This window comes from Martelella limonii (assembly GCF_013344475.1).
GTDB classification, from domain to species: Bacteria; Pseudomonadota; Alphaproteobacteria; order Rhizobiales; family Rhizobiaceae; genus Martelella; species Martelella limonii.
The window spans coordinates 40,282-62,007 of record NZ_JABUOU010000001.1; the positions used below are offsets into that span (position 1 = coordinate 40,282).

The window sequence follows — 21,726 nt, forward strand, 5'->3', positions numbered from 1 at the left end:
TCTCTCGCGCGGCGTGAAAAGCCTAATGAAGCTTGTTTGCAGGCTTGTGCCCTGATTTGCGCGTGCGGTTTTCGCGATGAGAACCGGCTCCTGACCTCTTCAAGAGAGCAGACGGGGTCTGGCGCCAGACTGTCTCAGGAGCGTGTGAAACTGGATATCGGCTTTTGCTCAACACGGAAAACCCCTCAGCTTCCTTGATTTTCAGGACCGATGCACAGTCGGCCACGCTCGTATTCGAAGGTGACTGGACGGTCCATAGCGCACGTTCGGTTTATGCAGAGATCGACGGCATCAGCCCCAAGCTGAAGGAAGCCCAGGGGCATGTTGTGTTCGATCTGTCCGGGCTCGGGCTCGTCGATACGGCCGGCGCCTGGATGATCCGCGAAGTCGAGGCCAAATGCCGCGATGCAGGGCTCGAGATCGACATGCAGGGCATGACGGCGCGGCTGGAAGAGCTCATTGGCGCGATACCCGATAGGCTGAGAGAGCCGGAACCGCAGCCGAAGAGGCGCCGGAGTTTTGCTGAATTCGTGCTGGAGCCGATCGGCATTTCGTCGGTGGCCGCATGGCGGGACATCTATGCAGGCGTCGGCTATTTCGGCGCGCTGTTCGTCGGTCTCGGCGAATTGGTGATGCGCAGGGGCGGCGTGAACATGGCCGCCATCGCCTCGCAGATCGACAATATGGGCGTGCGGGCAGTCCCGATCATCGCGCTGATGTCGTTTCTGGTCGGCGCCATCATCGCCCAGCAGGGCGCGTTCCAGCTCAGCTATTTCGGCGCGGAACTGTTCGTGGTCGATCTTGTCGGCATTCTGCAGCTGCGAGAGGTCGGCGTTCTCCTGACGGCAATCATGATTGCCGGCCGCTCCGGGAGCGCCATCACGGCGGAAATCGGAGCGATGCGCATGCGCGAGGAAATCGATGCGCTGCGGGTCATGGGCTTCGACCCGATCTCCGTGCTCGTCTTTCCGCGGATGCTGGCTTTGCTGATCTCGCTGCCGCTTTTGACGATCATCGCCAATTTCGCCGCGCTGACGGGGGCTGCGGTGGTGGTGGATCTTTACGCCGGCATCACGCTCGAAACCTTTCTGCAGCGCCTGCAGGAAGCAATCAATCTGGCGGACCTGATTTCCGGTCTTGCCAAGGCGCCGGTCATGGCGCTGATCATTTCGATCGTCGCGGCGCTTGAGGGCATGAAGGTGGGCGGCAGCGCCGAATCGCTCGGTCAGAAGGTCACGGCTTCGGTGGTAAAGTCGATTTTCGTGGTGATTCTGGCCGACGGCATTTTCGCGATATTCTATGCCGCGATCGATTACTGAGGGAAACAGGTGGAAAACGAAGAGCAATCGCAGCAGATGAGGGACACGGTTCTCAGCGTGCGCGATCTGACCGTCGGGTTCGGCGGGCCGACCGTGCTTGAAAACCTCGACCTCGACGTCTACCGCGGTGAGATTCTCGGTTTTGTCGGTGGGTCGGGCACGGGCAAGTCGGTGCTGATGCGCACCGTGCTCAGGCTGAACAAGCGTCAGGCCGGCACCATCAATATCCTGGGCAAGGACTTCGATCACCTGACCTATGAGGAGCGGATTGCGGTTGACATGCGCATCGGCGTGCTGTTCCAGCACGGTGCGCTGTTTTCGGGCCTGACCGTGCTCGAAAACGTCCAGGTGCCGATGCGCGAATATCTCGATCTTCCCAAGTCGCTGATGGACGATCTTGCACGCCTGAAGATCGAGATGGTGGGGCTCAGGCCCGAAGCGGCGGAACGCTATCCCTCGGAACTTTCCGGCGGCATGATCAAGCGCGCAGCCCTTGCCCGCGCGCTCGCGCTCGACCCCGACCTCGTGTTTCTCGATGAGCCGACCTCCGGTCTGGACCCGATCGGGGCGGCCGAGTTCGACGAACTGATCGCCAGGCTGCGTGACACGCTGGGCCTGACGGTCTATATGGTGACGCATGACCTCGACAGCCTGCACGCCGTGTGCGACAGGATCGCGGTCCTTGGCAAGAAGCGCGTTCTTGTGGAAGGCACGCTGGACAAGCTCCTCGCCTTCGACGACCCATGGGTACAGGACTACTTCAAGGGCAAACGATCCCGCGCCGTTTTCGGCGTCGGCCAGAGCAGCCAATAGCACGGACGGGAAAGCCATGGAAACCAAAGCAAATTATACCGTTGTCGGGTTCTTCGTCCTCTTGGTGCTGGCAGCCACGGCCGGCCTGATCTTCTGGATGCAGGAATATGGCCGTCAGGGGCCTGTTGCCGATCTGATCGTGCGCATCCCGGGTTCGGCCAATGGCTTGAGCGTGGGCTCTGCCGTGCGGTTCAACGGCATTCAGGTCGGCTCGATCAAATCACTCGAGATCGACCCATCCGATGCCCGTTATACCATGGCGCGCACGCAGGTGAATGCGCAGACGCCGGTCTACAAGAGCACCACCGCCAAGCTTGAGATTCAGGGTCTTACGGGTACCGGTTACATCGAATTGTCAGCCAATGGCGAGCAGGGCGACAACATTCTTCAGGAATCGCTGCGCACCGACATTCCGGCCGAAATCACCGCCGACAAGTCCGGCCTTTCCAACCTGCTGACGACCGCCGACCGCATCATGAAACGGGTGGATGCCACGGTTGGCGACGTTCAGACGATTGTCGACCAGGTCAAGACGCCGCTCACCCAGACGATCAAGAACGTCGATACCTTCACCTCCGCCCTTGCCGACAATTCCGACGAGATCTCAAATTTCCTCGCTTCCGTCGGCAAGATGTCCGATACCGTCGATGGACTGGCAAGCCGCCTCGACCAGACGGTTGTGTCGGTCGACAAGCTGATCAAGGCCGTCAATCCGGAAGACATCAACAAGATCGTTGCAAACGCAGAGACGCTGACGGCCAATGCCGCAACGGCCTCGAAGCAGCTTGGCGACGTCATCGAGCAGTTCAGCACGGCGATCGAAAGCTACGCAACCTTCGGAGAGCAGGCACAGGACGTCTTCAAGAAGGTCGATACCATCGTCAGCGCGGTTGATCCCGAGAAGGTCGGCTCGTCCGTCGATGATCTCGCCGGTGTGATGGCCGATGCGAAGGAGGCCGTCGCCTCGATCAAGGAAGTTGCCGACTCGGTCAATGCCAAGACCAAGAGCATCGACAACGCGATCGACAATGTTTCCAACATCGCCAACAAGCTCAACCAGGCATCGACGCGGGTCAACGAAATCCTCGTGAAGGTCGACAACCTGCTCGGCTCCGACAATGTCGAATCGCTTTCCGATCAGGCGCGCGATACGCTCGCCTCGGTCAAGGAAGCGGCGGAGACGCTGAATGCGCGGATTGGCCCGATCACGGCGAATATCGAGAATTTCTCGGGCTCCGGCCTGCGCGACGTCCGCGCGCTCGTGAGCGACACGCGCCGCACGGTGGACAGCCTCAACCGCACGATCCAGTCGATCAGCGACGATCCGCAGCAGTTCATCTTCGGTTCGGACGGAATGAAGACATATGATGGACGCAAGCGGTATTGAGGCAGCGATTTGTTGCCGGCCTGCAACCGTCTGAAGAAACAGGCCTGTCAGGTCTTTGCAATTGTTAACTTATGTCCTAGTTCTCATAGAGGCCAGCTTGGGCATAACCGGGGGATGAATGGTGTTTGCCGCGAAAGATAAAACCAGGTCGCTTGTCGCGCTCGTTCTGCTCTCGGCTGGCGTGAGCGGCTGTGCCCTGCGTCCGGCGCCCGACACATTCGATCTTTCGGCGCAACCGGTCATGACCTTCGAATCCCAGCGGGCGCTGCGTTCCCAGCTTCTGGTGCCGACGCCGTCCGCCATCCAGGTCCTCAATAATCGCGGTATCGTTGTCCGTCTCGGCGGATCGGAATTGCGCTATCTCGGCGGCGCCCAGTGGAGCGATCAGCTTCCCCTCGTGATCCAGGCGCAGCTCGTCGCGGGTCTTGAGAATACCGGGCTGTTTGCCGGTGTCGGCATGCCGGGGCAGGGGCTTGCGATCGACTATCAGGTCGTCGTCGAAATCCGCGAATTCGCGATCGATGCGGCAGGGCCGGGTTCGGCCAATGTCGAGATGTCGGTCAAGCTGCTGGATGACCGGACGGGCATTGTGCGCGCACAGCAGCTGTTTTCGGCAAGTGTGCCGGTCAGCTCGAGCGCAGCAAGCAGCGTCCTCGTCGGCGCCCTTGATGATGCCTTCACCAAGGTCCAGACCGAAATCGTCTCGTGGATTGCATCCACGCTCTGAGCGCCCGCGCGTCCGTTGCGTGATATCGTGCAGCCGGCCCGACGGGGTCGGTGCCATCTTTCACGATGCGGTGCATCAGCCACAGACCCTCTGACAGCCTTGGTTGCCGATCTTTAGCCCAGACGCTCGCAAGACAACCCAGCCGCATGGATCCTCGGGTCAAGCCCGAGGATGACGCGGAACGAGGGGCGCTCGCTAGCGTGACGCGCAGGGGGTGGTGGGCTCGAGGATGGGGCGGCGAGAGTGGCGGTCTGCGGTGGCCACTCCTGCCATGATGGGTCGTTAGATCGCACCGCCGTCTTACGGAGGCGGCGGCGCCCGGAAGCAAGCCTGCTCAGATCGCGTCGGACCATTCAAGCAGGGCGGTGGCAACGGCGGGGAGGTCTTCCATCCGCTTGATCACGGTCTCGGCGCCCGCTTCCATCAGCTTGTCGCCATGGGTGGGGGAGGTGTGGGATGCGCCGGTGAAGCCGACGACGCGCATGCCGGCAGCCTTGGCACCGTGAACACCATGAACCGAATCCTCGATCACCAGCGTCTTGCGGGGGTCTGCGCCCATCTGTTCCGCGCCATGCAGGAAGATGTCCGGCTTCGGCTTGACCCGGTCAGGCCCCAGGGTTTCAGCGGAGAAGATATGGGGCTCGAAGATGTCCAGCAGCCCGACCTTCTTGAGCATCATCCGGATGCGCTCAGGGGTCGAATTGGAGCAGATGCAGTGGGGCTCTGAAAGCTGGGCAACGGCCTCGCGCACGCCGGTAATACCCTGCAATTCGCGCTTGACGCGTTCGTCAAGTTTGGCGGTCGCGAGATCGAGAAGGGCCGCCGAAAGCGGGATATTGGCTTCCTTTTCGACCGCAAGCAGAATATCGCGCCACGTCATGCCGGAGAACCGTTCGCCGATTTCACCGGCCGTGATCGGATAGCCGGCATCGCTCAGAAGCCTTGCTTCGACCTCGGCTGCAAGAATTTCGGAATCGACCAGAACGCCGTCGCAGTCGAAAATGATAAGGTCGTAGCGGGCCATATGAATATCCTGTCCAGAAAGAAGAGCGCGCCGCACTTAAACCCGTTTTGCGGCAAGATCAAATCATGGGCGATCGAAGTTAGCGATAAAACGCGACACCAGTGTCTGCAGTGTGGCGGAAAGAAGCGGCATGCCGCCCGTTCGCCAGCCGAGCGCGTTGAGGCTGGTCGTGGTCATGGCGTTTACTGCGGCCTGATCGGCGCGGGGCGGCAACGGATGCTGCAAGGCCATTGCCGCCTTCAGCGGCGCGAGAATGGTGTGGGTGTCGGTGACGATATCCGAGAGGTGAAACGCCTTGCCGGAGATTTTCGGTATCGGCGCGTCGAGCAGCGTCAGGATCGCGCGCGCAAGATCGCGGCCATGGACTTCGCTGCCCGCTCTCTCTTCGATGGTCTCGCCTCTTGCATAGCGCTCGAAAAGCGGCTCCCATTTATTGGGTGAGAGATCGCCGTAAACGCCCGTTGCCCTGAGGTTGACCGGAATGAAGCCCGGTCGGGCGAGGGCCGCAAGCGCTTGCTCGACCTGGTGCTTGGCCCTGCCGTAAAGACTTTTGGGATTGGGCGGCACGGTTTCGGAAAGCACTGTGCCCGCAGGGTAGCCATCGAAGACGGCGCGGCTCGATAGGAAAAAGGCGTGTCTGACGCCTGCAGCCTCAGCGCCCTCGAAGAGCGCGATACTGCCCGCAACATTCCGCGCCAGAAAGCCATCGGGATCATCGCCTTCGCCGCCACGGTATCGGCCGGGCGCATGGGAGAAGGCTGCATGCACGAAGACATCGATCCCGGAGAAGAGCCGATCTGGAACAGGCGCGCCGAGCGTCAGCGGCCGAAAGCCGACGGGTGCGGCATAGAGTTCCGGCTCAGGCGGGGTGCGCCCGGCGACCGTGACGGCATGGCCGGCCGACAGGCATTCCTCGACGATGTAGCGCCCGACGAGGCCGGTGCCACCGCTGACGAGGACGCGGCTCATTCCGGCTTTTTGGGATTTTCGAGCGTGGCGATATCGGGAATGCCGTCGCCATCGAAAAAGGCCCACCACAGATCGATCAGGGGCTTCAGCTGTTCTGCGCGCGGGTGGTCGTCTTCCCAGGGCTTCTCATACTGGTAATGCAGCACGCCGATATCCGCCCAGTTCCAGAGCTCAGGCATGTTGAACCAGACATATTGCAGCATGTTCATGAAGACGGGCAGGCCATGCCAATCTGGGAAGAAAGCCTGCAGGAAGGTCTGGTCGGTGCGCTTCCAGAATGCCTCCGGCTCGTCGAGCGCGGCGAGCATCGCCGCAAAGGTCTCGACATCCGGGCGCGCCACGAACACGCCGGAGTTCATCCGGTGGAAATCGGCCAGGCTCTCGTAGACGTTCGGGGCAGCGGAAAACTCCGGATAGAAGAACAGCTTGTCGATATTCTTCAGGACCAGCGCATCGGCATCGATGAAGATCGCCGCGTGGTATTCGACAAGCTGCCAGAGGCGCAGCTTGCAGAAATTGTCGAGCGGCGTGTGGAAGCCGGGCTTGCGGCCCTTGGTGAAGGGCGCCTCGCCATGGATGTTCTTGCGCGCATGGCGTTCGTTGAAGGCATCCGAAAGCGGCAGATGGTCGACGCCGATCAGTCGGCAACCGAGATCGGCCAGATGCTTCAGCCCTTCTTCCGGCGCGCCGCCTGTATGGAGCACCACCACATCGGCCGGCGTGCCCGTCAGGAAGATAGAGCGCGCGAGCGCCAGCGCGCCCATGGCATAGTCGTTATTGGTGACGAGCGTGACGAAGGCGAACGGATACTTGGCGTCCACACTGCGGTGGACGCCTTCCATCGATGGATCGGTCATGATCTTACGAAACCGACTTCAGCGACTTGCCTTCGGGGTCGCGATTGATCTTGGTCGCGATATCCTTGGTCCATGCCGAAACGGCCGGAACGCGTTTGCGATCAACGCGGTAGGCGTATTTCTTGACAATATCGACGATCTCGCCGAGCAGGCCTTCCTTGAGCGTGATCGGGTTGAGACCGAGCGACATGAACTTGTCGTTCTTGACGATCAGGTCGTTTTCCGGCGCTTCCTTGCGCGGGTTCGGAAGCCACGCGATCTCGACGCCGGACATTTCGGAAATCATCTTGGCCAGATCGCGCACCCGGTGGGTCTCGGTCATCTGGTTGAAGATCTCGACGCGGGCGTTCTTTTCCGGAGGATTGTTGAGCGCGAGCTCGATGCAGCGCACCGAATCCTGGATGTGGATGAAGGCGCGGGTCTGGCCGCCGATGCCGTGGACGGTCAGCGGATAGCCGATCGCGGCCTGGATCAGGAAACGGTTGAGCACCGTGCCGTAATCGCCGTCATAGTCGAACCGGTTGATGAGCTGCGGGTGACGCTTGGTCTGCTCGGTGTGCGTGCCCCAGACGATGCCCTGGTGCAGGTCGGTGATCCTGAGGCCGTCATTCTTGGCGTAGAAGGCGAACAGAAGCTGATCCAGGCACTTGGTCATGTGGTAGATCGAGCCGGGGTTCGACGGGTAGAGGATTTCCTGCGAGACCTTTTCACCCGAATTGGTGGTGATGTCGACCGGGAGATAGCCTTCCGGGATCGCCGCGCCGACGGTCGAATAGCCGTAAACGCCCATCGTGCCGAGATGGATGACATGGGCGTCGAGATCGATCTCGACCAGCGCGTTCAGCAGGTTGTGGGTGGCGTTGACGTTGTTGTCGACCGTGTAGTTCTTGTGGCGGTCGGTCTTCATCGAATAGGGGGCGGCGCGCTGCTCGGCGAAGTGGATGATCGCGTCCGGACGCTCCTCGGCCAGCCACTGCTTCAGGATCTCGTAGTCCTGCGCCAGGTTGATGAGGTGGAAATGGATGCGCCTGCCGGTCTCGGCATGCCAGATGCGGGTGCGTTCCTGGATCGAGTCCATCGGCGTCAGCGACTGGACGCCAAGCTCGGTGTCGATCCAGCGGCGCGACAGGTTGTCAACGATGTGGACTTCGTGGCCAGCATCCGACAAATGCAGCGAGGTCGGCCAGCCGACAAACCCGTCTCCGCCCATAACCGCAATCTTCATTGAGCTTCTCCGATCCGTTTCAATGATTCATGATCTGCGTTAAACGCAATCAGTATGACATAAATGCAATGGTTTTTTTACGCAATCGCCAAGGCTTCCGCCCTATGCAGCTCTTGCGGGCGGCTCTTGCCAAGCGGGAAGGCCCGGCATAGTTAGGCGCAAAACCGTTCAATGAGGCGGAAATGACGGAAACCGACAATGCCTGTCTCAGCGGTTGGCTGGAAGACGGCACCCACCATCTGCGGCAACGTGTCTATTACGAGGACACGGATTTTTCGGGCGTCGTCTATCACGCCCGCTATCTTCACTTTCTCGAGCGCGGCAGGACAGACCTTCTGCGCTCGCTCGGCGTGGAGCAGCGCACGCTGCACACGATCGACGAGGAAGGCCTCGCCTTTGCCGTCCATCACATGGATCTCAAGTTCCTGCGGCCTGCGCGAATGGATGATATCCTCGAGATCACGACGAAGACGGTCAAGGCGACCGGCGCGCGCATGGTGCTGGAACAGGCGATCCATGCCGACGGGCAGTTGTTGACGACGGCGACCGTCACGGTGGTTGTCATCAACAAGGCAGGGCGCGCGCGGCGACTGCCGGATGAGCTTGCCGAGACGCTTCTCGAAGGGCACGCCCGGAAGGGTTGATCTCGCGCGCTTCGGGCTTGATAAAACATGAGTATTATGTGAAGGATTTGGCGCCAAAGGCATGCCTGCCTTGTGGTTCCGGCCGCTTCCCAAGAGGCCGCGACAAAATCGTAACACGCCGTTAACCATGTTCGGGTAATCTGCGAAAAGCGGAATTTGGGGCCGATTTGCCTAGCTTTCACCATGATTGTCACGGACAGGAAGCATAGATGCGGATCCACTTAAATTTCAACTGACGTAACCAGCGTCTCGCAGGCGGCTCTAACTGTACCGCCCGGTTTTCCGGGTCACTCTATTCAAGGACTTCGTCACTATGGAACAGCTTGGGTTGGAAGCTACGCACGCCGATGTCGGCATTCTGGCGCTTTTCTGGCAGGCGGGATTCGTCGTCAAGATCGTGATGCTGGGGTTGATTGCGGCCTCCGTCTGGACCTGGGCGATCGTGATCGAGAAGATCATCGCCTATAACAAGGAACGCCGCGCGTACAACCAGTTCGAAGAGGCCTTCTGGTCCGGAACGTCGCTCGAGAAGCTTTACAGCAACCTGTCCGACCGCAAGACCACCGGCATGGCTGCCGTGTTCGTCTCCGCCATGCGCGAGTGGAAAAAATCCTTCGAGCGCGGTGCACGCGCCCCCATGGGGCTGCAGATGCGCGTCGAAAAGGCCATGGATGTCGCGATCCAGCGCGAAGCCGAAAAGCTTGAGGCGCGCCTGGGCTTTCTCGCCAGCGTCGGTTCTGCAGCGCCCTTCATCGGTCTTTTCGGTACCGTCGTCGGCATCATGACCTCGTTCCAGGCGATCGCCGGTTCGAAGTCCACCAATCTCGCAGTCGTTGCGCCCGGTATCGCCGAAGCGCTGCTTGCCACCGCCATCGGTCTCGTCGCCGCTATTCCTGCCGTTATTGCCTACAACAAGTTCTCCGCCGATTCCGGCAAGCTTGAAGGCCGCATGGAAGGCTTCGCCGACGAGTTCTCGTCCATCCTGTCGCGTCAGATCGACGAAAAGCTGCAGTCGCGCCCGGCGGCCGAATAAAGCGAGACGAGGAGAAACGATATGGCAATGTCCATGGGATCAGGCGGGAAGGCCGGCGGTCGAGGCCGCAGGCGCAACCATCGCCGCCCCGTCAGCGAAATCAACGTCACGCCGCTCGTCGACGTCATGCTGGTGCTTCTCATCATCTTCATGGTGGCAGCCCCGATGATGACCGTCGGCGTGCCGATCGACCTGCCCGAGACCCAGGCGCAGGCGATGAATTCCGATACGCAGCCGATTACCGTTTCGGTCAATCCGGAAGGCAAGATCTTCCTGCAGGAAACCGAGATCGGCATCGATGAAGTGGTGCCGAAGCTCGAGGCGATTGCGACGACCGGTTACAACGAGCGCATTTACGTGCGCGGCGACGCCAATGCAGATTACGGCACGGTGATGAAGGTGATGGCCCGTATCTCGGCCGCCGGCTTCAAGAACATCGGTCTCGTGACGCTGCAGGAACAGGATAGCTGATCTTAGCCCATGAAGCGCAGCCTCGCCATTTCATTCCTGTTGCACTGTCTGGTCCTCGGCTGGGCAGTGCTTGTGCTTGGCGCGCCTTCTTCGCTGGAGGTCGCCGATGTCGATGCGCTGCCGGTCACGCTGATCCCGGTGGAAGACATCACCCAGGTGCAGGAAGGCGATGAGAAGGCCGATCTCGCCGATATCGCGGCCCCCGTTCCGACGCGAAGGCCGCAGGACGTCGCCGAGGCCCAGAATGTCGGCGACAACGAGATCGATCTCGAAACCGATACCAATGCCAAGCCGGATGAGGTTGCCGAAGAGCAGGCCGCAATTCCGACGCCATCCTCGGAGCCGACGCCCGAGCCTGCGCCCGTCGAGGAGCCAGCATCCGAGCCTCCGCCGCCGGTGCCCGAAAGGGCCGAACGCACGGAACCCGCACCGGAGCCGACGCCAGAGCCGACGCCTGAACCCGCACCGGAGCCTGAACCGGCACCCGAGCCCACGCCCACGCCCGAGCCGACGCCTGCGGCAGAGCCGACGCCCACGCCTGAGGCTTCCCAGCCGGAAGCGCCTGCCGAGCCTGCAGAGCCGGAACTCGCCTTCCCGGATCAGGCGCCGCTTCCCACGCGCCGTCCTCCCGAGCCGGTGCTGCGCGAAACCCGTACGGCCGCGACGCCCAAGACCGACAGCCAGACCACGGCCTCGACCACGACCGAGGAGGATGATTTCAATGTCGACGAGATCGCCGCACTGCTGAACCGCACCGAAGCAACCGGCGGCGGCGCGAAACGCTCCGAGCAGCAGGCCGCTGCCGGCGCCAAGCGCACCACCGGCGGCGCAACGCTATCGCAGAGCGAACTCGATGCCCTGCGCGGCCAGATCCAGCGCAACTGGTCGATCCTTGCGGGTCTTGACGGCGCCGAGGATGTCCGCATACGCATCCAGATGAAACTCGATCCGACCGGAGCAATCGTGGGCGCGCCAGAAGTGACCGCGACCGGCGGTAGCGAGGAAGCGCGGCGGATCCTGGCCGGCGGCGCACGGCGCGCGGTCTTGAAGGCTTCGCCCTTTACCCAGCTTCCGGCAGACAAATATGATTCCTGGAGCGAGGTCATCGTGAACTTCGACCCGAGCCAGATGCTTTAACTTTTCATTCGGTGCCGCCCGAGGGCGATCCCTTGGCGCACCGGAGCAAATCAACGCTGAAAGGCCAGTCCTGTCATGCTTAAACGTTGTTTCGTATTCCTTTCCGTCGCCTGGGCCGGCATTGCCGTCCTGTTTGTGGCACCGGCCAACGCTCTCGTGGAAATCGACATTTCCAGCGGCAACGTGCAGCCGCTGCCGATTGCGATTACCGACTTTATTTCCGACGACGCTCTTGGTGCCGACATTTCCGCCGTCATCGCCGCGGATCTGAAGCGCTCGGGCCTGTTCAAGCCGGTCGACAAATCTGCGTTCATCCAGCAGATCAGCGATCCCGACCAGACGCCGCGCTTCGAGGACTGGCAGTTGATCAGCGCCGAAGCGCTGGTTGTCGGCCGCGTCACGCGCGAGCCGGATGGCCGCCTGCGCTCCGAGTTCCGCCTCTGGGACACCTATGCCGGGCAGCAGATCGTCGGGCAGCAGTTCTTCACGCAACCTGACAATTGGCGCCGCGTCGCCCACATCATCGCCGATTCGATCTATCAGGCGCTGACCGGCGAGCAGGGCTATTTCGACAGCCGTATCGTTTTCGTCTCCGAAAGCGGGCCGAAGACCGATCGCAAGCGCCGTCTGGCGATCATGGATCAGGACGGCTTCAACGTGCGCATGCTGACCGATGGCCAGTACATGGTTCTGACGCCCCGGTTCTCGCCGAACCGTCAGGAAGTCACCTACATGTCGTTTGAAAACGACCAGCCGCGCGTTTACCTGCTGCAGCTCGAGACCGGCCAGCGCGAGGTTGTCGGCAACTTCCCCGGCATGACCTTTGCACCGCGCTTCTCGCCCGATGGCCAGCGCATCATCATGAGCCTGCAGCAGGACGGCAATGCCAACATCTACACCATGGATCTGCGCACGCGTCAGACCACGCGGCTGACGAATACCGGCGCGATCGATACGTCGCCGTCCTATTCTCCCGATGGTAACCGGATCGTGTTCGAAAGTGACCGGGGCGGACGCCAGCAGCTTTACGTGATGAATGCGGATGGTTCCAACCAGCAGCGCATCTCCTTCGGCGACGGCGCCTATTCGACCCCGGTCTGGTCACCGCGCGGTGATCTGATCGCCTTTACCAAGCAGTCGGGCGGCAAGTTCTCGATCGGCGTGATGAAGCCGGATGGCAGCGGCGAGCGGATTTTGACCACCGGCTTCCATAATGAAGGTCCGACATGGTCGCCGAATGGGCGCGTTCTGATGTTCTTCCGCCAGAATGCCGGCGAAGGCGGTCCGCACCTTTATTCCATCGACCTGACGGGCTATAATGAACAGCGTATCCAAACGCCTGATTTCGCATCGGACCCGGCCTGGTCGCCGCTTCTGGAATAAGGCGGAAATGTGGTAAAAAGGCTTGCGCGACAGGCGCGCAGGCCTTGCCATTGACGATTGGTTAACCATCTTCGTTCAGGGGACGTTAACAGCGATTTGCTAGCTGTTTTCTCATGTTCGGCGGTCGATGACCGTCTTCAGAGTTGAGTTGTTTTTCCGCGTTATCGATCGGACCTCCCGTCGAGATTTCTAACGCTTCTTAAGGAGAGCGGTAATGAGCCGAGCCACGTTCGGGGTTGAAGGCAATATGAGGAAGTTCAAGGTCACGCCCGTGATCGTCGCACTTTGCACGGTCATGGCGCTTGCTGGCTGCGCCAAGGACAAGAATAATCTGCCGGGCAATGGCATGGCAGGCGGCGCGGGTGGCGTCGGCGCCGGTTCGTCTTCCGGCATTGCTTCGCCGGGCAGCGTTCAGGACTTCGATCTCAATGTCGGTGACACCGTGTATTTCGAAACCGATTCGGCTTCGGTGACGCCGATCGCGGCGCAGACGCTCAACAAGCAGGCCCAGTGGCTTCAGCGCTATCCGAACTACGCGATCCGCATCGAAGGCCATGCCGACGAACGCGGCACTCGCGAATACAACCTGGCGCTCGGCGCACGCCGCGCCACGGCCACCAAGAATTACCTGGTTTCGCGCGGCATCCCGGCAAACCGCCTGTCGACGATTTCCTACGGCAAGGAACGCCCGGTCGCCGTCTGCGACAACATTTCCTGCTGGTCGCAGAACCGCCGCACGGTCACCGTGCTGACCGGCGCCGGAAGCTGAGCGCTTTCCGCATCGAACTGAAGAAACCGGCTTTCGAGCCGGTTTTTTTATGCCCGGCGTGTACGAAATTGCGTTTTGATCTAAATATGGCCAGAAAGAGAGTGTGCGAAGGTTGCAGCAGGCGAGCGGCTTCACCAAACTGCGGATCGGCTTTATCTCTTTTGATGGCGCTCATGCGCGGATGTCAGTTGATGCCAGCGACAATGCTTCAGCGATAACGATTTGGGACATGAAGATGAAGAAAGCGATTTTGGGGCTACTTGCCGGTTCAGCAATGCTGGCCGCGGGCGCCCAGGCAAATGCCGTGGGCTTGCAGACATTCGGCAAGCCTGCATCGAATGACGGTCAGATCGTGCGGGTCCAGGCCACCGATCCCTCGGTCAGGATCATGCAGCTTGAAGAACAGGTGCGCGGGCTGACCGGTCAGGTCGAGGACCTCGGCTTCCAGATGCTGCAGATGGAAGAGAAGATCCGCAAGATGCAGGAAGACATGGAATTCCGCATGCAGGAACTGGAAAGCGGCATGGCTACGCCGCCTTCCGGCGATGCCAGCGCCAGCGGCAGCGAGGCGACGGCAACTATCACGGAGCCGCCGGCGATGCCGGAGGCATCGGCAAGTGCCGATGTACCTGCCGATCTGCCGGAGGCTGCCGAAGGCGGCGGCGATGACGCCGATTTCTACAAGCGGGCCTATGATCTCGTTCTGTCGGGAGATTACCAGCAGGCGGAAGACGCCTTCGGAGAGTTCGTGCTGAGCTATCCCAACAGCCCGCTTCTTCCCGATGCCAGCTTCTGGCTCGGCGAATCGATGCTCGCGCAGCAGAAATACAACGAGGCGGCCAAGACCTTCCTGAGCGCCTACAAGGCCTATGGCGATTCTGCCAAGGCGCCGGAAATGCTGCTCAAGCTTGGTCAGTCGCTTGCCGGAATGGACAACAAGGATGCCGCCTGCGCAACCTTTACCGAAGTGCCGGTGCGCTATCCCGATGCCGCGCAGGCCGTGCTTTCCAAGGCGAAGGCCGAGCTGAAGGCGAATGCATGCTGACCGCGGTGTCAGCCAATCCAGACTATTCTTTCAGCGATGGCCGGGCCGTTGAAGCGGCTGCCGCTTTCGTCAACCGGCTGAAGGCCGATTGCCATGTGCTCGTCGCGGTATCCGGCGGCAGCGATTCGCTCGGTCTCCTGGTGCTGCTGAGCGAGGCCAGACATCGCGCTCACCGCAGCGATATCAGACTTTCGGCCGCGACCGTGGACCACGGTCTGCGCGCCCAATCGGCAGGCGAGGCGGCCTTCGTTGCCCGGTTTTGTGCCGATCGCGGGATCTGCCATGAAACGCTCGTCTGGCGCGGCGCCAAGCCGTCGACCGGCCTCATGGCCGCAGCGCGCGACGCGCGATACGATCTTCTCTCCAGACACGCTGTCGCGGTCGGCGCTGATGTGATTTCGGTTGGCCACACGCTTGACGATCAGGCCGAGACGTTTGAAATGCGCAAGGCGCGCAGCAGCCATCCGGCGATCTCCGGCATGGCAGCGCAGACGCTTCTGTTCGGGCGCGTCTGGCTTGCCCGGCCCTTGCTCGGCGTTTCTCGGCAGGCGATCCGCGGTGCACTTTCTGCAAGGGGTATCGGCTGGATCGATGATCCTTCCAACGACAATGTGCGCTATGAGCGCGTGCGCATCCGCCGCGCCCTTGATGGCGCGGTAAGCGGTCCCGGCAGTGCTGCGCATGCCGCGGGCAGCGAACGGGCACGCCGCGCCGCCGCCGCCGCCGCATTGTTTCAGGCCTTCGGCCGTATTCACGGGCAAACCGTTGCCGAACTTGATCTCGATGCGCTGGACGCCCAAGGTGGCGAGGGCGCGCGCGCGCTTCTGAATGCGCTTGTCGCCATCATCGGCGGCGAGACCCATGGGCCGGGACAGGCGGCCCTCGATGATATGCTCCGTCTTCGCTCGGCCGGTCATGGCGCGCGGATGACGGCCGGGCGGTGCCTTTTCGAGGTGAGCCGCAACCGGCTCTTCATCCTGCGGGAACGGCGCGGCGTTTCAGCGCTCGACATTCCACCTGGCGCCTCTGACGTGTTCGACGGCCGGTTCGAGGTTGAAAACCGCTCCGATAGAACGGTTACCATTGAAGCCGGCAACGCTTGCGGGTGTGACCATGCTGAGTTCCAAGCGCTGCCGCGACGGCTCGCAAGGGTGGCCGTTGCCACCGCGCCTTCGATCGAGCGGGAAGCCGGGCGGATCGTGACAGGCCGTGTGCTTTCGCCCTACCGGCGCTATCTGCCTGGGTTCGATCTGGTGCTGGCCAACCGGCTTGCGGCCGCTTTCGGCGCGAAGTGCTATCCGGAACCCTCATATTTCCTGACAGAATATTAAACTTGGGAAGCGCTTGTCTTGGCAAGACATGGCGCGAACCCTATGTTAGGCCATACTCAGCGGCACCCTCCGTGCCGGACAGATGATTTCGGGGAGTTTGATGAACCCAAACCTACGCAATATTGCGCTGTGGGCCATAATCGCGTTGCTGCTGGTCGCGCTTTTCAGCATGTTCCAGTCGACGCCTTCGCATAATGGTGCGACCCAGGTGGCCTATTCGCAATTCGTCAGCGATGTTGACGCGGGAAAGGTCAAGGAAGTGACCATTACCGGCAACACGATCACCGGTAGCTATACCGGTGGCGCTGTCACGACCTTTCACACCTATGCGCCGGTTATCGATGATTCCCTGCTGACCAAGCTTGAAGATGCCAATGTAAAGGTTGACGCCAAGCCCGTAAGTGACGGTTCCGGCGGCATTTTGAGTTATGTCGGAACGCTTCTTCCGATGCTTCTGATCCTCGGTGTCTGGCTGTTCTTCATGCGCCAGATGCAGGGTGGGTCGCGCGGCGCGATGGGGTTTGGCAAGTCGAAGGCGAAGCTTCTGACCGAGGCCCATGGCCGTGTGACGTTTGACGACGTCGCCGGCGTCGATGAGGCCAAGCAGGATCTCGAGGAAATCGTCGAATTCCTGCGCGATCCGCAGAAGTTCCAGCGCCTCGGCGGCCGCATTCCGCGCGGTGTGCTGCTGGTCGGCCCGCCCGGTACCGGCAAGACGCTTCTCGCCCGGTCTGTTGCGGGTGAGGCGAATGTTCCGTTCTTCACCATCTCCGGTTCCGACTTCGTGGAAATGTTCGTCGGTGTCGGTGCGTCGCGCGTGCGCGACATGTTCGAGCAGGCCAAGAAGAATGCGCCCTGCATCATCTTCATCGATGAAATCGATGCGGTGGGCCGTCATCGCGGCGCCGGTCTCGGCGGTGGCAATGACGAACGCGAGCAGACGCTGAACCAGCTTCTGGTGGAAATGGACGGTTTCGAGGCCAATGAAGGCATCATCCTGATTGCCGCGACCAACCGGCCCGACGTGCTTGACCCCGCATTGCTGCGTCCCGGCCGTTTCGACCGTCAGGTCGTCGTGCCCAATCCGGATATTGTCGGCCGCGAACGTATCCTCAAGGTGCATGCGCGCAATACGCCGCTGGCGCCGAATGTCGATCTCAAGATTGTCGCCCGCGGTACGCCCGGCTTCTCCGGTGCGGACCTGATGAACCTCGTCAACGAGGCCGCCCTTATGGCGGCGCGGCGCAACAAGCGCCTCGTCACCATGGCCGAGTTCGAGGACGCCAAGGACAAGATCATGATGGGCGCCGAGCGGCGCTCCACAGCGATGACGGAAGCCGAGAAGAAGCTTACCGCCTATCACGAGGCCGGTCACGCCATCGTGGCGATGAAGGTGCCGGTGGCCGATCCGGTCCACAAGGCGACGATTATTCCGCGCGGGCGTGCACTTGGCATGGTGATGCAGTTGCCGGAAGGCGACCGCTATTCCATGAGCTACAAGTGGATGATCTCGCGTCTCGCCATCATGATGGGCGGTCGCGTTGCCGAGGAACTGACCTTCGGCAAGGACAACATCACCTCGGGCGCGTCTTCGGATATCGAGCAGGCGACCAAGCTTGCCCGGGCGATGGTGACGCAGTGGGGCTTCTCCGATGAGCTCGGCCAGGTTGCCTATGGCGAGAACCAGCAGGAAGTCTTCCTCGGCCATTCGGTGTCGCAGTCCAAGAACGTGTCCGAGGCGACAGCCCGGAAGATCGACAGCGAAGTCCGCCGTCTGATCGACGAGGCCTATGTCGAGGCAACGCGTATCCTCAATGACAACCATGATGGTTTCGTGCAGCTTGCCGAGGGGCTCCTTGAATACGAGACGCTTTCGGGCGACGAGATCAAGGCGATCCTGCGCGGCGAAAAGCCTGCCCGCGATCTGGGAGACGATACGCCGCCCTCACGCGGGTCTGCCGTTCCGTCCATGGGGCCGAAGAAGGATACGCCGAAGCCCGCAGACGAAAAGGGCGATGGCTTCGAGCCCCAGCCCAATAGCTGATCAGAAAGACCGCCGGCTTCGACCGGCGGTTTTTTCTTGTGCAGAAACCATGCGCGCTTGCCCGCGTTTTGCATGCATTGCCTCTAAAATAAGCTGGTAACGCCATGTTAGCGGTGGTGACCTAAATTTAAGTGCGCCTGGGTCCAATATCTGCGAAGAGGACCCTGCAGCACAGTTTCAAGTTTCAGGGCGACGCGCAAAAGATGCGGCGCCGAAGAGGATTGTCATGACACGCAAATATTTTGGTACCGACGGCATTCGCGGGCTTTCGAATGTCTTCCCGATGACGCCTGATCTGGCGATGCGGGTGGGTATTGCGGTGGGCACCATCTTCCGGCGCGACGATCGCACGCACCGGGTCGTGATCGGCAAGGATACGCGTCTGTCGGGCTATATGCTGGAGAACGCACTTGTTGCGGGTTTCACGGCGGCTGGCCTCAATGTCTATCTCCTCGGCCCGATCCCGACGCCTGCCGTTGCCATGCTGACCCGCTCGCTGCGCGCCGATGTCGGCGTCATGATTTCGGCATCGCACAACCCCTATGCCGACAATGGCATCAAGCTCTTCGGCCCGGATGGATACAAGATGTCCGACGAAATCGAGGCGCGCATCGAAGCGCTTCTCGACCGTGACAATTTCCATGCCCAGCTGGCGGCTCCGCACGAGATCGGCCGCGCCAATCGCGTTGACGGCGACATCTACCGCTATATCGAATTCGTCAAGCGCACGCTGCCCCGCGACGTCACGCTCAACGGCCTTCGCGTGGTCGTCGATTGCGCCAATGGCGCAGCCTACAAGGCAGCGCCTACCGCGCTGTGGGAGCTTGGTGCTGACGTGGTGACGATCGGCACGACGCCCGATGGTCTCAACATCAACAAGGAATGCGGGTCGACCTATCCGAAGACGCTTCAGGAGAAAGTCCACGAAGTGCGCGCCGATATCGGCATTGCGCTCGATGGCGATGCCGACCGCGTGATCATCGTCGACGAGCAGGGCAACATCATCGATGGCGATCAGCTGATGGCTGTCATCGCCGGCGTCATGGTCGAAGAGAATGAGCTGAAGGGTGGCGGCGTCGTCGCAACCGTGATGTCCAATCTCGGCCTTGAGCGGCACCTGAACGGCATGAATCTCGATCTTGTGCGCACCAAGGTTGGAGACCGCTATGTGGTCGAGCACATGCGCAAGCACGGCTACAATGTCGGCGGCGAGCAGTCCGGCCATATTGTGCTATCCGATTTCGGTACCACAGGCGACGGTCTGGTGGCGGCGCTGCAGGTGCTTGCAGCCGTCAAGCGCGCCGGCAAGCCGGTCAGCGAGGTCTGCCGCAAGTTTGAACCCGTGCCGCAGCTTCTGCGCAATGTCCGCATCACCGTAGGCGCCGTTCCGCTCGAGGACAGCAACGTCAAGCAGGCGATCGCCGACGCCGAAGCGGAGCTGAAGGGCAGGGGCCGTCTGGTGATTCGTCCCTCGGGCACCGAACCGCTGATCCGGGTCATGGCCGAAGGCGACGACCCGTCGCAGGTCGAGCGCGTCGTCGGAGGCCTGATCGACGTGATCGCGAACGTGCGCAACGCCGCCTGAGCGCTTCCCACACGCGAACCTGACGCGCCTCATTGTCGCTTTTCCGGCTGGAACTGCCTTGCAGCGCGATTCTGGCCATATTCCTGTGCACCATGAGATGGCGATAGTTTCGGAAGGCCGGAAGGGAAAACATGTCTGCAGCCTTGATTGTGGTGACCATCCTCGGTTGCGATGATGGCCTGACCCGTTGTCAGTACATCGATACCTCGCCCGATACCTACCAGACCATCGCCTTGTGTGACGACGCGCTGGAAGCCGACCTCAATCATTACAAATATTCAGAATATGCAAGCGTTGTCGGGGTTTGCCGGTCGCAGGACGAACCGGTGGAAGCCGCGATGGGCGGTATCACCGTGACGGGGATACCCGAGTTTCAGGCAAAACTTGCGGAAGAGCCGCAACCTGCCGGTAATGAAGCGACGCCGCGGCAGGGGAACAGGCTGATGATCATGACGAATGCCACCCTTGAAAAAGCAGCCTCGATCCTGCCGGAGCGGGATCAGGTCCGCGCCGTCGCTGTCGCTCCTGTCAATGCGGTGAAGGGCGGCTATGTCTGGGTCCGGCGCCGGCTCGGTCTCTGACCGCCTGAAGCTGCACGCTGGTTTCGCGCCCGAGTATCGACGCTGTCCCGCGCAGAGGATCTCAAGCCTGCCTGGCTTGATCGGACAAGTGTCGTCATCATTTCGTTGTCTTTTCTCTTGCCTAATGCCTGCGTCTCGAATATACGCCGAAGCGGGCCACCTCTCCCCAACGAGAGGCTACTATCTGAAAGGGTAGAGATATGACAGAACTGACCAAGCCGGACACCCGTCCGCAAAATCCCCGTTTTTCTTCCGGTCCCTGTGCGAAGCGTCCTGGCTGGACGCCCGAAGCGCTCAATGATGCGCCGCTCGGCCGGTCCCACCGCGCAAAAGTTGGCAAGGCGAAGCTCAAGGAAGCGATCGACCTGACCCGCGAAATCCTCGGCGTTCCCGGCGATTACCGCATTGGCATCGTGCCGGCGTCCGATACCGGCGCTGTCGAGATGGCGCTCTGGTCGCTGCTTGGCGAACGCGGCGTCGACATGCTCGCCTGGGAAAGTTTCGGCTCGGGCTGGGTGACTGATGTCATCAAGCAGCTCAAGCTCAAGGATGCCCGCAAGATCGAGGCGCCTTACGGCCAGCTTCCCGACCTTTCCACTGTCAATTTCGACAATGACGTGGTCTTCACCTGGAACGGCACCACCTCGGGCGTTCGCGTCCCCAATGCCGATTTCATCCCCTATGACCGCAAGGGCCTGACGATCTGCGACGCCACCTCGGCTGTCTTCGCGCAGGACGTCGATTTCAACAAGCTCGACGTCGTCACCTTCTCCTGGCAGAAGGTTCTGGGCGGCGAGGGCGGTCATGGCATTCTGATCCTTTCCCCGCGCGCTGTGGAACGTCTCGAAAGCTACACGCCGGAATGGCCGATGCCGAAGATCTTCCGCATGACCAAGGGCGGCAAGCTGATCGAGGGCATCTTCGTCGGCGAAACCATCAACACCCCGTCCATGCTCTGCGTCGAGGATTATCTCGATGCGCTGAAATGGGCGAAGACCGTTGGCGGCCTCGAAGGCCTGATCGGCCGCGCCGATGCCAATGCCAAGGTGATCTTCGATTTCGTCGAGAACAACGACTGGATCGAGAACCTCGCCGAAGTGGCTGAGACGCGCTCCAACACGTCCGTCTGCCTCAAGATCGTCGATCCCGCCGTGCTGGCGCTCGATGATGCAGGTCAGGCAGCCTTCGCCAAGGCGATCGTCACCGCGCTCGACAAGGAAGGCGTCGCCTATGACATCGGCGCTTACCGCGACGCGCCGTCCGGTCTGCGCATCTGGGCAGGTTCCACGGTCGAAACCGCCGACATGGAAGCACTGATGGGCTGGCTCGACTGGGCTTTCCGGGCTGAAAAGGCAAAGCTTTCCGCCAACGCAGCATGAGAC

The 21,726-nt window shown here is 61.2% G+C and carries 21 protein-coding genes; 16 read left to right on the top strand and 5 right to left on the bottom strand.

Annotation, left to right across the window (positions count from 1 at the left end):
• Positions 1-194 precede the first annotated feature (194 nt).
• The 4 genes from HPQ62_RS00190 (at position 195) to HPQ62_RS00205 (ending at position 4,246) form a co-directional block, all read left to right on the top strand.
• Positions 195-1,319, top strand: a complete 1,125-nt coding sequence (locus HPQ62_RS00190; RefSeq protein ID WP_244629511.1) for an ABC transporter permease — start codon at positions 195-197, stop codon at positions 1,317-1,319.
• A gap of 36 nt (positions 1,320-1,355) precedes the next feature.
• Entirely contained in the window at positions 1,356-2,132 is a 777-nt protein-coding gene (locus HPQ62_RS00195; protein WP_174801386.1) for an ABC transporter ATP-binding protein, read from the top strand.
• A gap of 16 nt (positions 2,133-2,148) precedes the next feature.
• Positions 2,149-3,519, top strand: coding sequence for an MlaD family protein (locus HPQ62_RS00200; RefSeq protein ID WP_174800501.1), 1,371 nt, complete (start codon positions 2,149-2,151; stop codon positions 3,517-3,519).
• A 118-nt stretch (positions 3,520-3,637) separates the two neighbouring features.
• The gene (locus HPQ62_RS00205; protein WP_174800502.1) at positions 3,638-4,246 is read left to right on the top strand and encodes an ABC-type transport auxiliary lipoprotein family protein; all 609 of its coding nucleotides are present in this window, start codon (positions 3,638-3,640) and stop codon (positions 4,244-4,246) included.
• 334 nt (positions 4,247-4,580) lie between these two features.
• Here HPQ62_RS00205 and HPQ62_RS00210 read toward each other — a convergent pair whose 3' ends face one another.
• From HPQ62_RS00210 to HPQ62_RS00225, 4 genes are all read right to left on the bottom strand, one after another.
• On the bottom strand, positions 4,581-5,270 hold the full coding sequence (locus HPQ62_RS00210) for an HAD family hydrolase (RefSeq protein WP_174800503.1): 690 nt from the start codon (positions 5,268-5,270) through the stop codon (positions 4,581-4,583).
• A gap of 63 nt (positions 5,271-5,333) precedes the next feature.
• Complete coding sequence (locus HPQ62_RS00215; RefSeq protein WP_174800504.1) at positions 5,334-6,239, bottom strand: NAD-dependent epimerase/dehydratase family protein; 906 nt, start codon at positions 6,237-6,239, stop codon at positions 5,334-5,336.
• Positions 6,236-7,096 carry a glycosyltransferase gene (locus tag HPQ62_RS00220; RefSeq protein WP_174800505.1) on the bottom strand — a complete coding sequence of 287 codons (861 nt, stop codon included), beginning with the start codon at positions 7,094-7,096 and terminating at the stop codon, positions 6,236-6,238. Before HPQ62_RS00220 ends, HPQ62_RS00215 begins: the two co-directional genes overlap by 4 nt.
• Before the next feature lie 4 nt (positions 7,097-7,100).
• Positions 7,101-8,321, bottom strand: coding sequence for an NAD-dependent epimerase/dehydratase family protein (locus HPQ62_RS00225; RefSeq protein ID WP_174800506.1), 1,221 nt, complete (start codon positions 8,319-8,321; stop codon positions 7,101-7,103).
• 182 nt (positions 8,322-8,503) lie between these two features.
• On the opposite strand from HPQ62_RS00225, the gene ybgC reads away from it, so the two are divergent.
• The 6 genes from ybgC to pal all read left to right on the top strand — a co-directional run bounded on the left by ybgC (position 8,504) and on the right by pal (position 13,758).
• The gene (ybgC, locus tag HPQ62_RS00230) at positions 8,504-8,965 is read left to right on the top strand and encodes a tol-pal system-associated acyl-CoA thioesterase (protein WP_174800507.1); all 462 of its coding nucleotides are present in this window, start codon (positions 8,504-8,506) and stop codon (positions 8,963-8,965) included.
• 313 nt (positions 8,966-9,278) lie between these two features.
• The gene (tolQ, locus tag HPQ62_RS00235; protein ID WP_174800508.1) at positions 9,279-9,998 is read left to right on the top strand and encodes a protein TolQ; all 720 of its coding nucleotides are present in this window, start codon (positions 9,279-9,281) and stop codon (positions 9,996-9,998) included.
• Positions 9,999-10,019: 21 nt separating this feature from the next.
• On the top strand, positions 10,020-10,469 hold the full coding sequence (tolR, locus tag HPQ62_RS00240; RefSeq protein WP_174800509.1) for a protein TolR: 450 nt from the start codon (positions 10,020-10,022) through the stop codon (positions 10,467-10,469).
• Positions 10,470-10,478: 9 nt separating this feature from the next.
• Complete coding sequence (locus tag HPQ62_RS00245; protein ID WP_174800510.1) at positions 10,479-11,606, top strand: hypothetical protein; 1,128 nt, start codon at positions 10,479-10,481, stop codon at positions 11,604-11,606.
• Positions 11,607-11,681: 75 nt separating this feature from the next.
• Complete coding sequence (tolB, locus tag HPQ62_RS00250) at positions 11,682-12,989, top strand: Tol-Pal system beta propeller repeat protein TolB (protein ID WP_174800511.1); 1,308 nt, start codon at positions 11,682-11,684, stop codon at positions 12,987-12,989.
• 214 nt (positions 12,990-13,203) lie between these two features.
• Positions 13,204-13,758, top strand: coding sequence for a peptidoglycan-associated lipoprotein Pal (pal, locus tag HPQ62_RS00255; RefSeq protein ID WP_174800512.1), 555 nt, complete (start codon positions 13,204-13,206; stop codon positions 13,756-13,758).
• Here pal and HPQ62_RS00260 read toward each other — a convergent pair.
• Positions 13,730-13,933, bottom strand: coding sequence for a hypothetical protein (locus HPQ62_RS00260; protein WP_174800513.1), 204 nt, complete (start codon positions 13,931-13,933; stop codon positions 13,730-13,732). The two genes, pal and HPQ62_RS00260, sit on opposite strands and share 29 nt — an antisense overlap.
• Before the next feature lie 60 nt (positions 13,934-13,993).
• Here HPQ62_RS00260 and ybgF point away from each other — a divergent pair, with 60 nt between their 5' ends.
• The 6 genes from ybgF (at position 13,994) to HPQ62_RS00290 (ending at position 21,723) form a co-directional block, all read left to right on the top strand.
• Positions 13,994-14,803, top strand: a complete 810-nt coding sequence (gene ybgF, locus HPQ62_RS00265; RefSeq protein WP_174800514.1) for a tol-pal system protein YbgF — start codon at positions 13,994-13,996, stop codon at positions 14,801-14,803.
• Entirely contained in the window at positions 14,797-16,134 is a 1,338-nt protein-coding gene (tilS, locus tag HPQ62_RS00270) for a tRNA lysidine(34) synthetase TilS (protein ID WP_174800515.1), read from the top strand. Before ybgF ends, tilS begins: the two co-directional genes overlap by 7 nt.
• Positions 16,135-16,234: 100 nt before the next feature.
• Complete coding sequence (gene ftsH / locus HPQ62_RS00275; RefSeq protein WP_174800516.1) at positions 16,235-18,178, top strand: ATP-dependent zinc metalloprotease FtsH; 1,944 nt, start codon at positions 16,235-16,237, stop codon at positions 18,176-18,178.
• 226 nt (positions 18,179-18,404) lie between these two features.
• Positions 18,405-19,763 carry a phosphoglucosamine mutase gene (glmM, locus tag HPQ62_RS00280; RefSeq protein WP_174800517.1) on the top strand — a complete coding sequence of 453 codons (1,359 nt, stop codon included), beginning with the start codon at positions 18,405-18,407 and terminating at the stop codon, positions 19,761-19,763.
• 131 nt (positions 19,764-19,894) lie between these two features.
• Positions 19,895-20,344, top strand: a complete 450-nt coding sequence (locus HPQ62_RS00285) for a hypothetical protein (RefSeq protein ID WP_174800518.1) — start codon at positions 19,895-19,897, stop codon at positions 20,342-20,344.
• A 200-nt stretch (positions 20,345-20,544) separates the two neighbouring features.
• A complete protein-coding gene (locus HPQ62_RS00290) occupies positions 20,545-21,723 on the top strand; it encodes a phosphoserine transaminase (protein WP_174800519.1) in 1,179 nt (392 codons plus the stop codon).
• Positions 21,724-21,726: the final 3 nt, after the last annotated feature.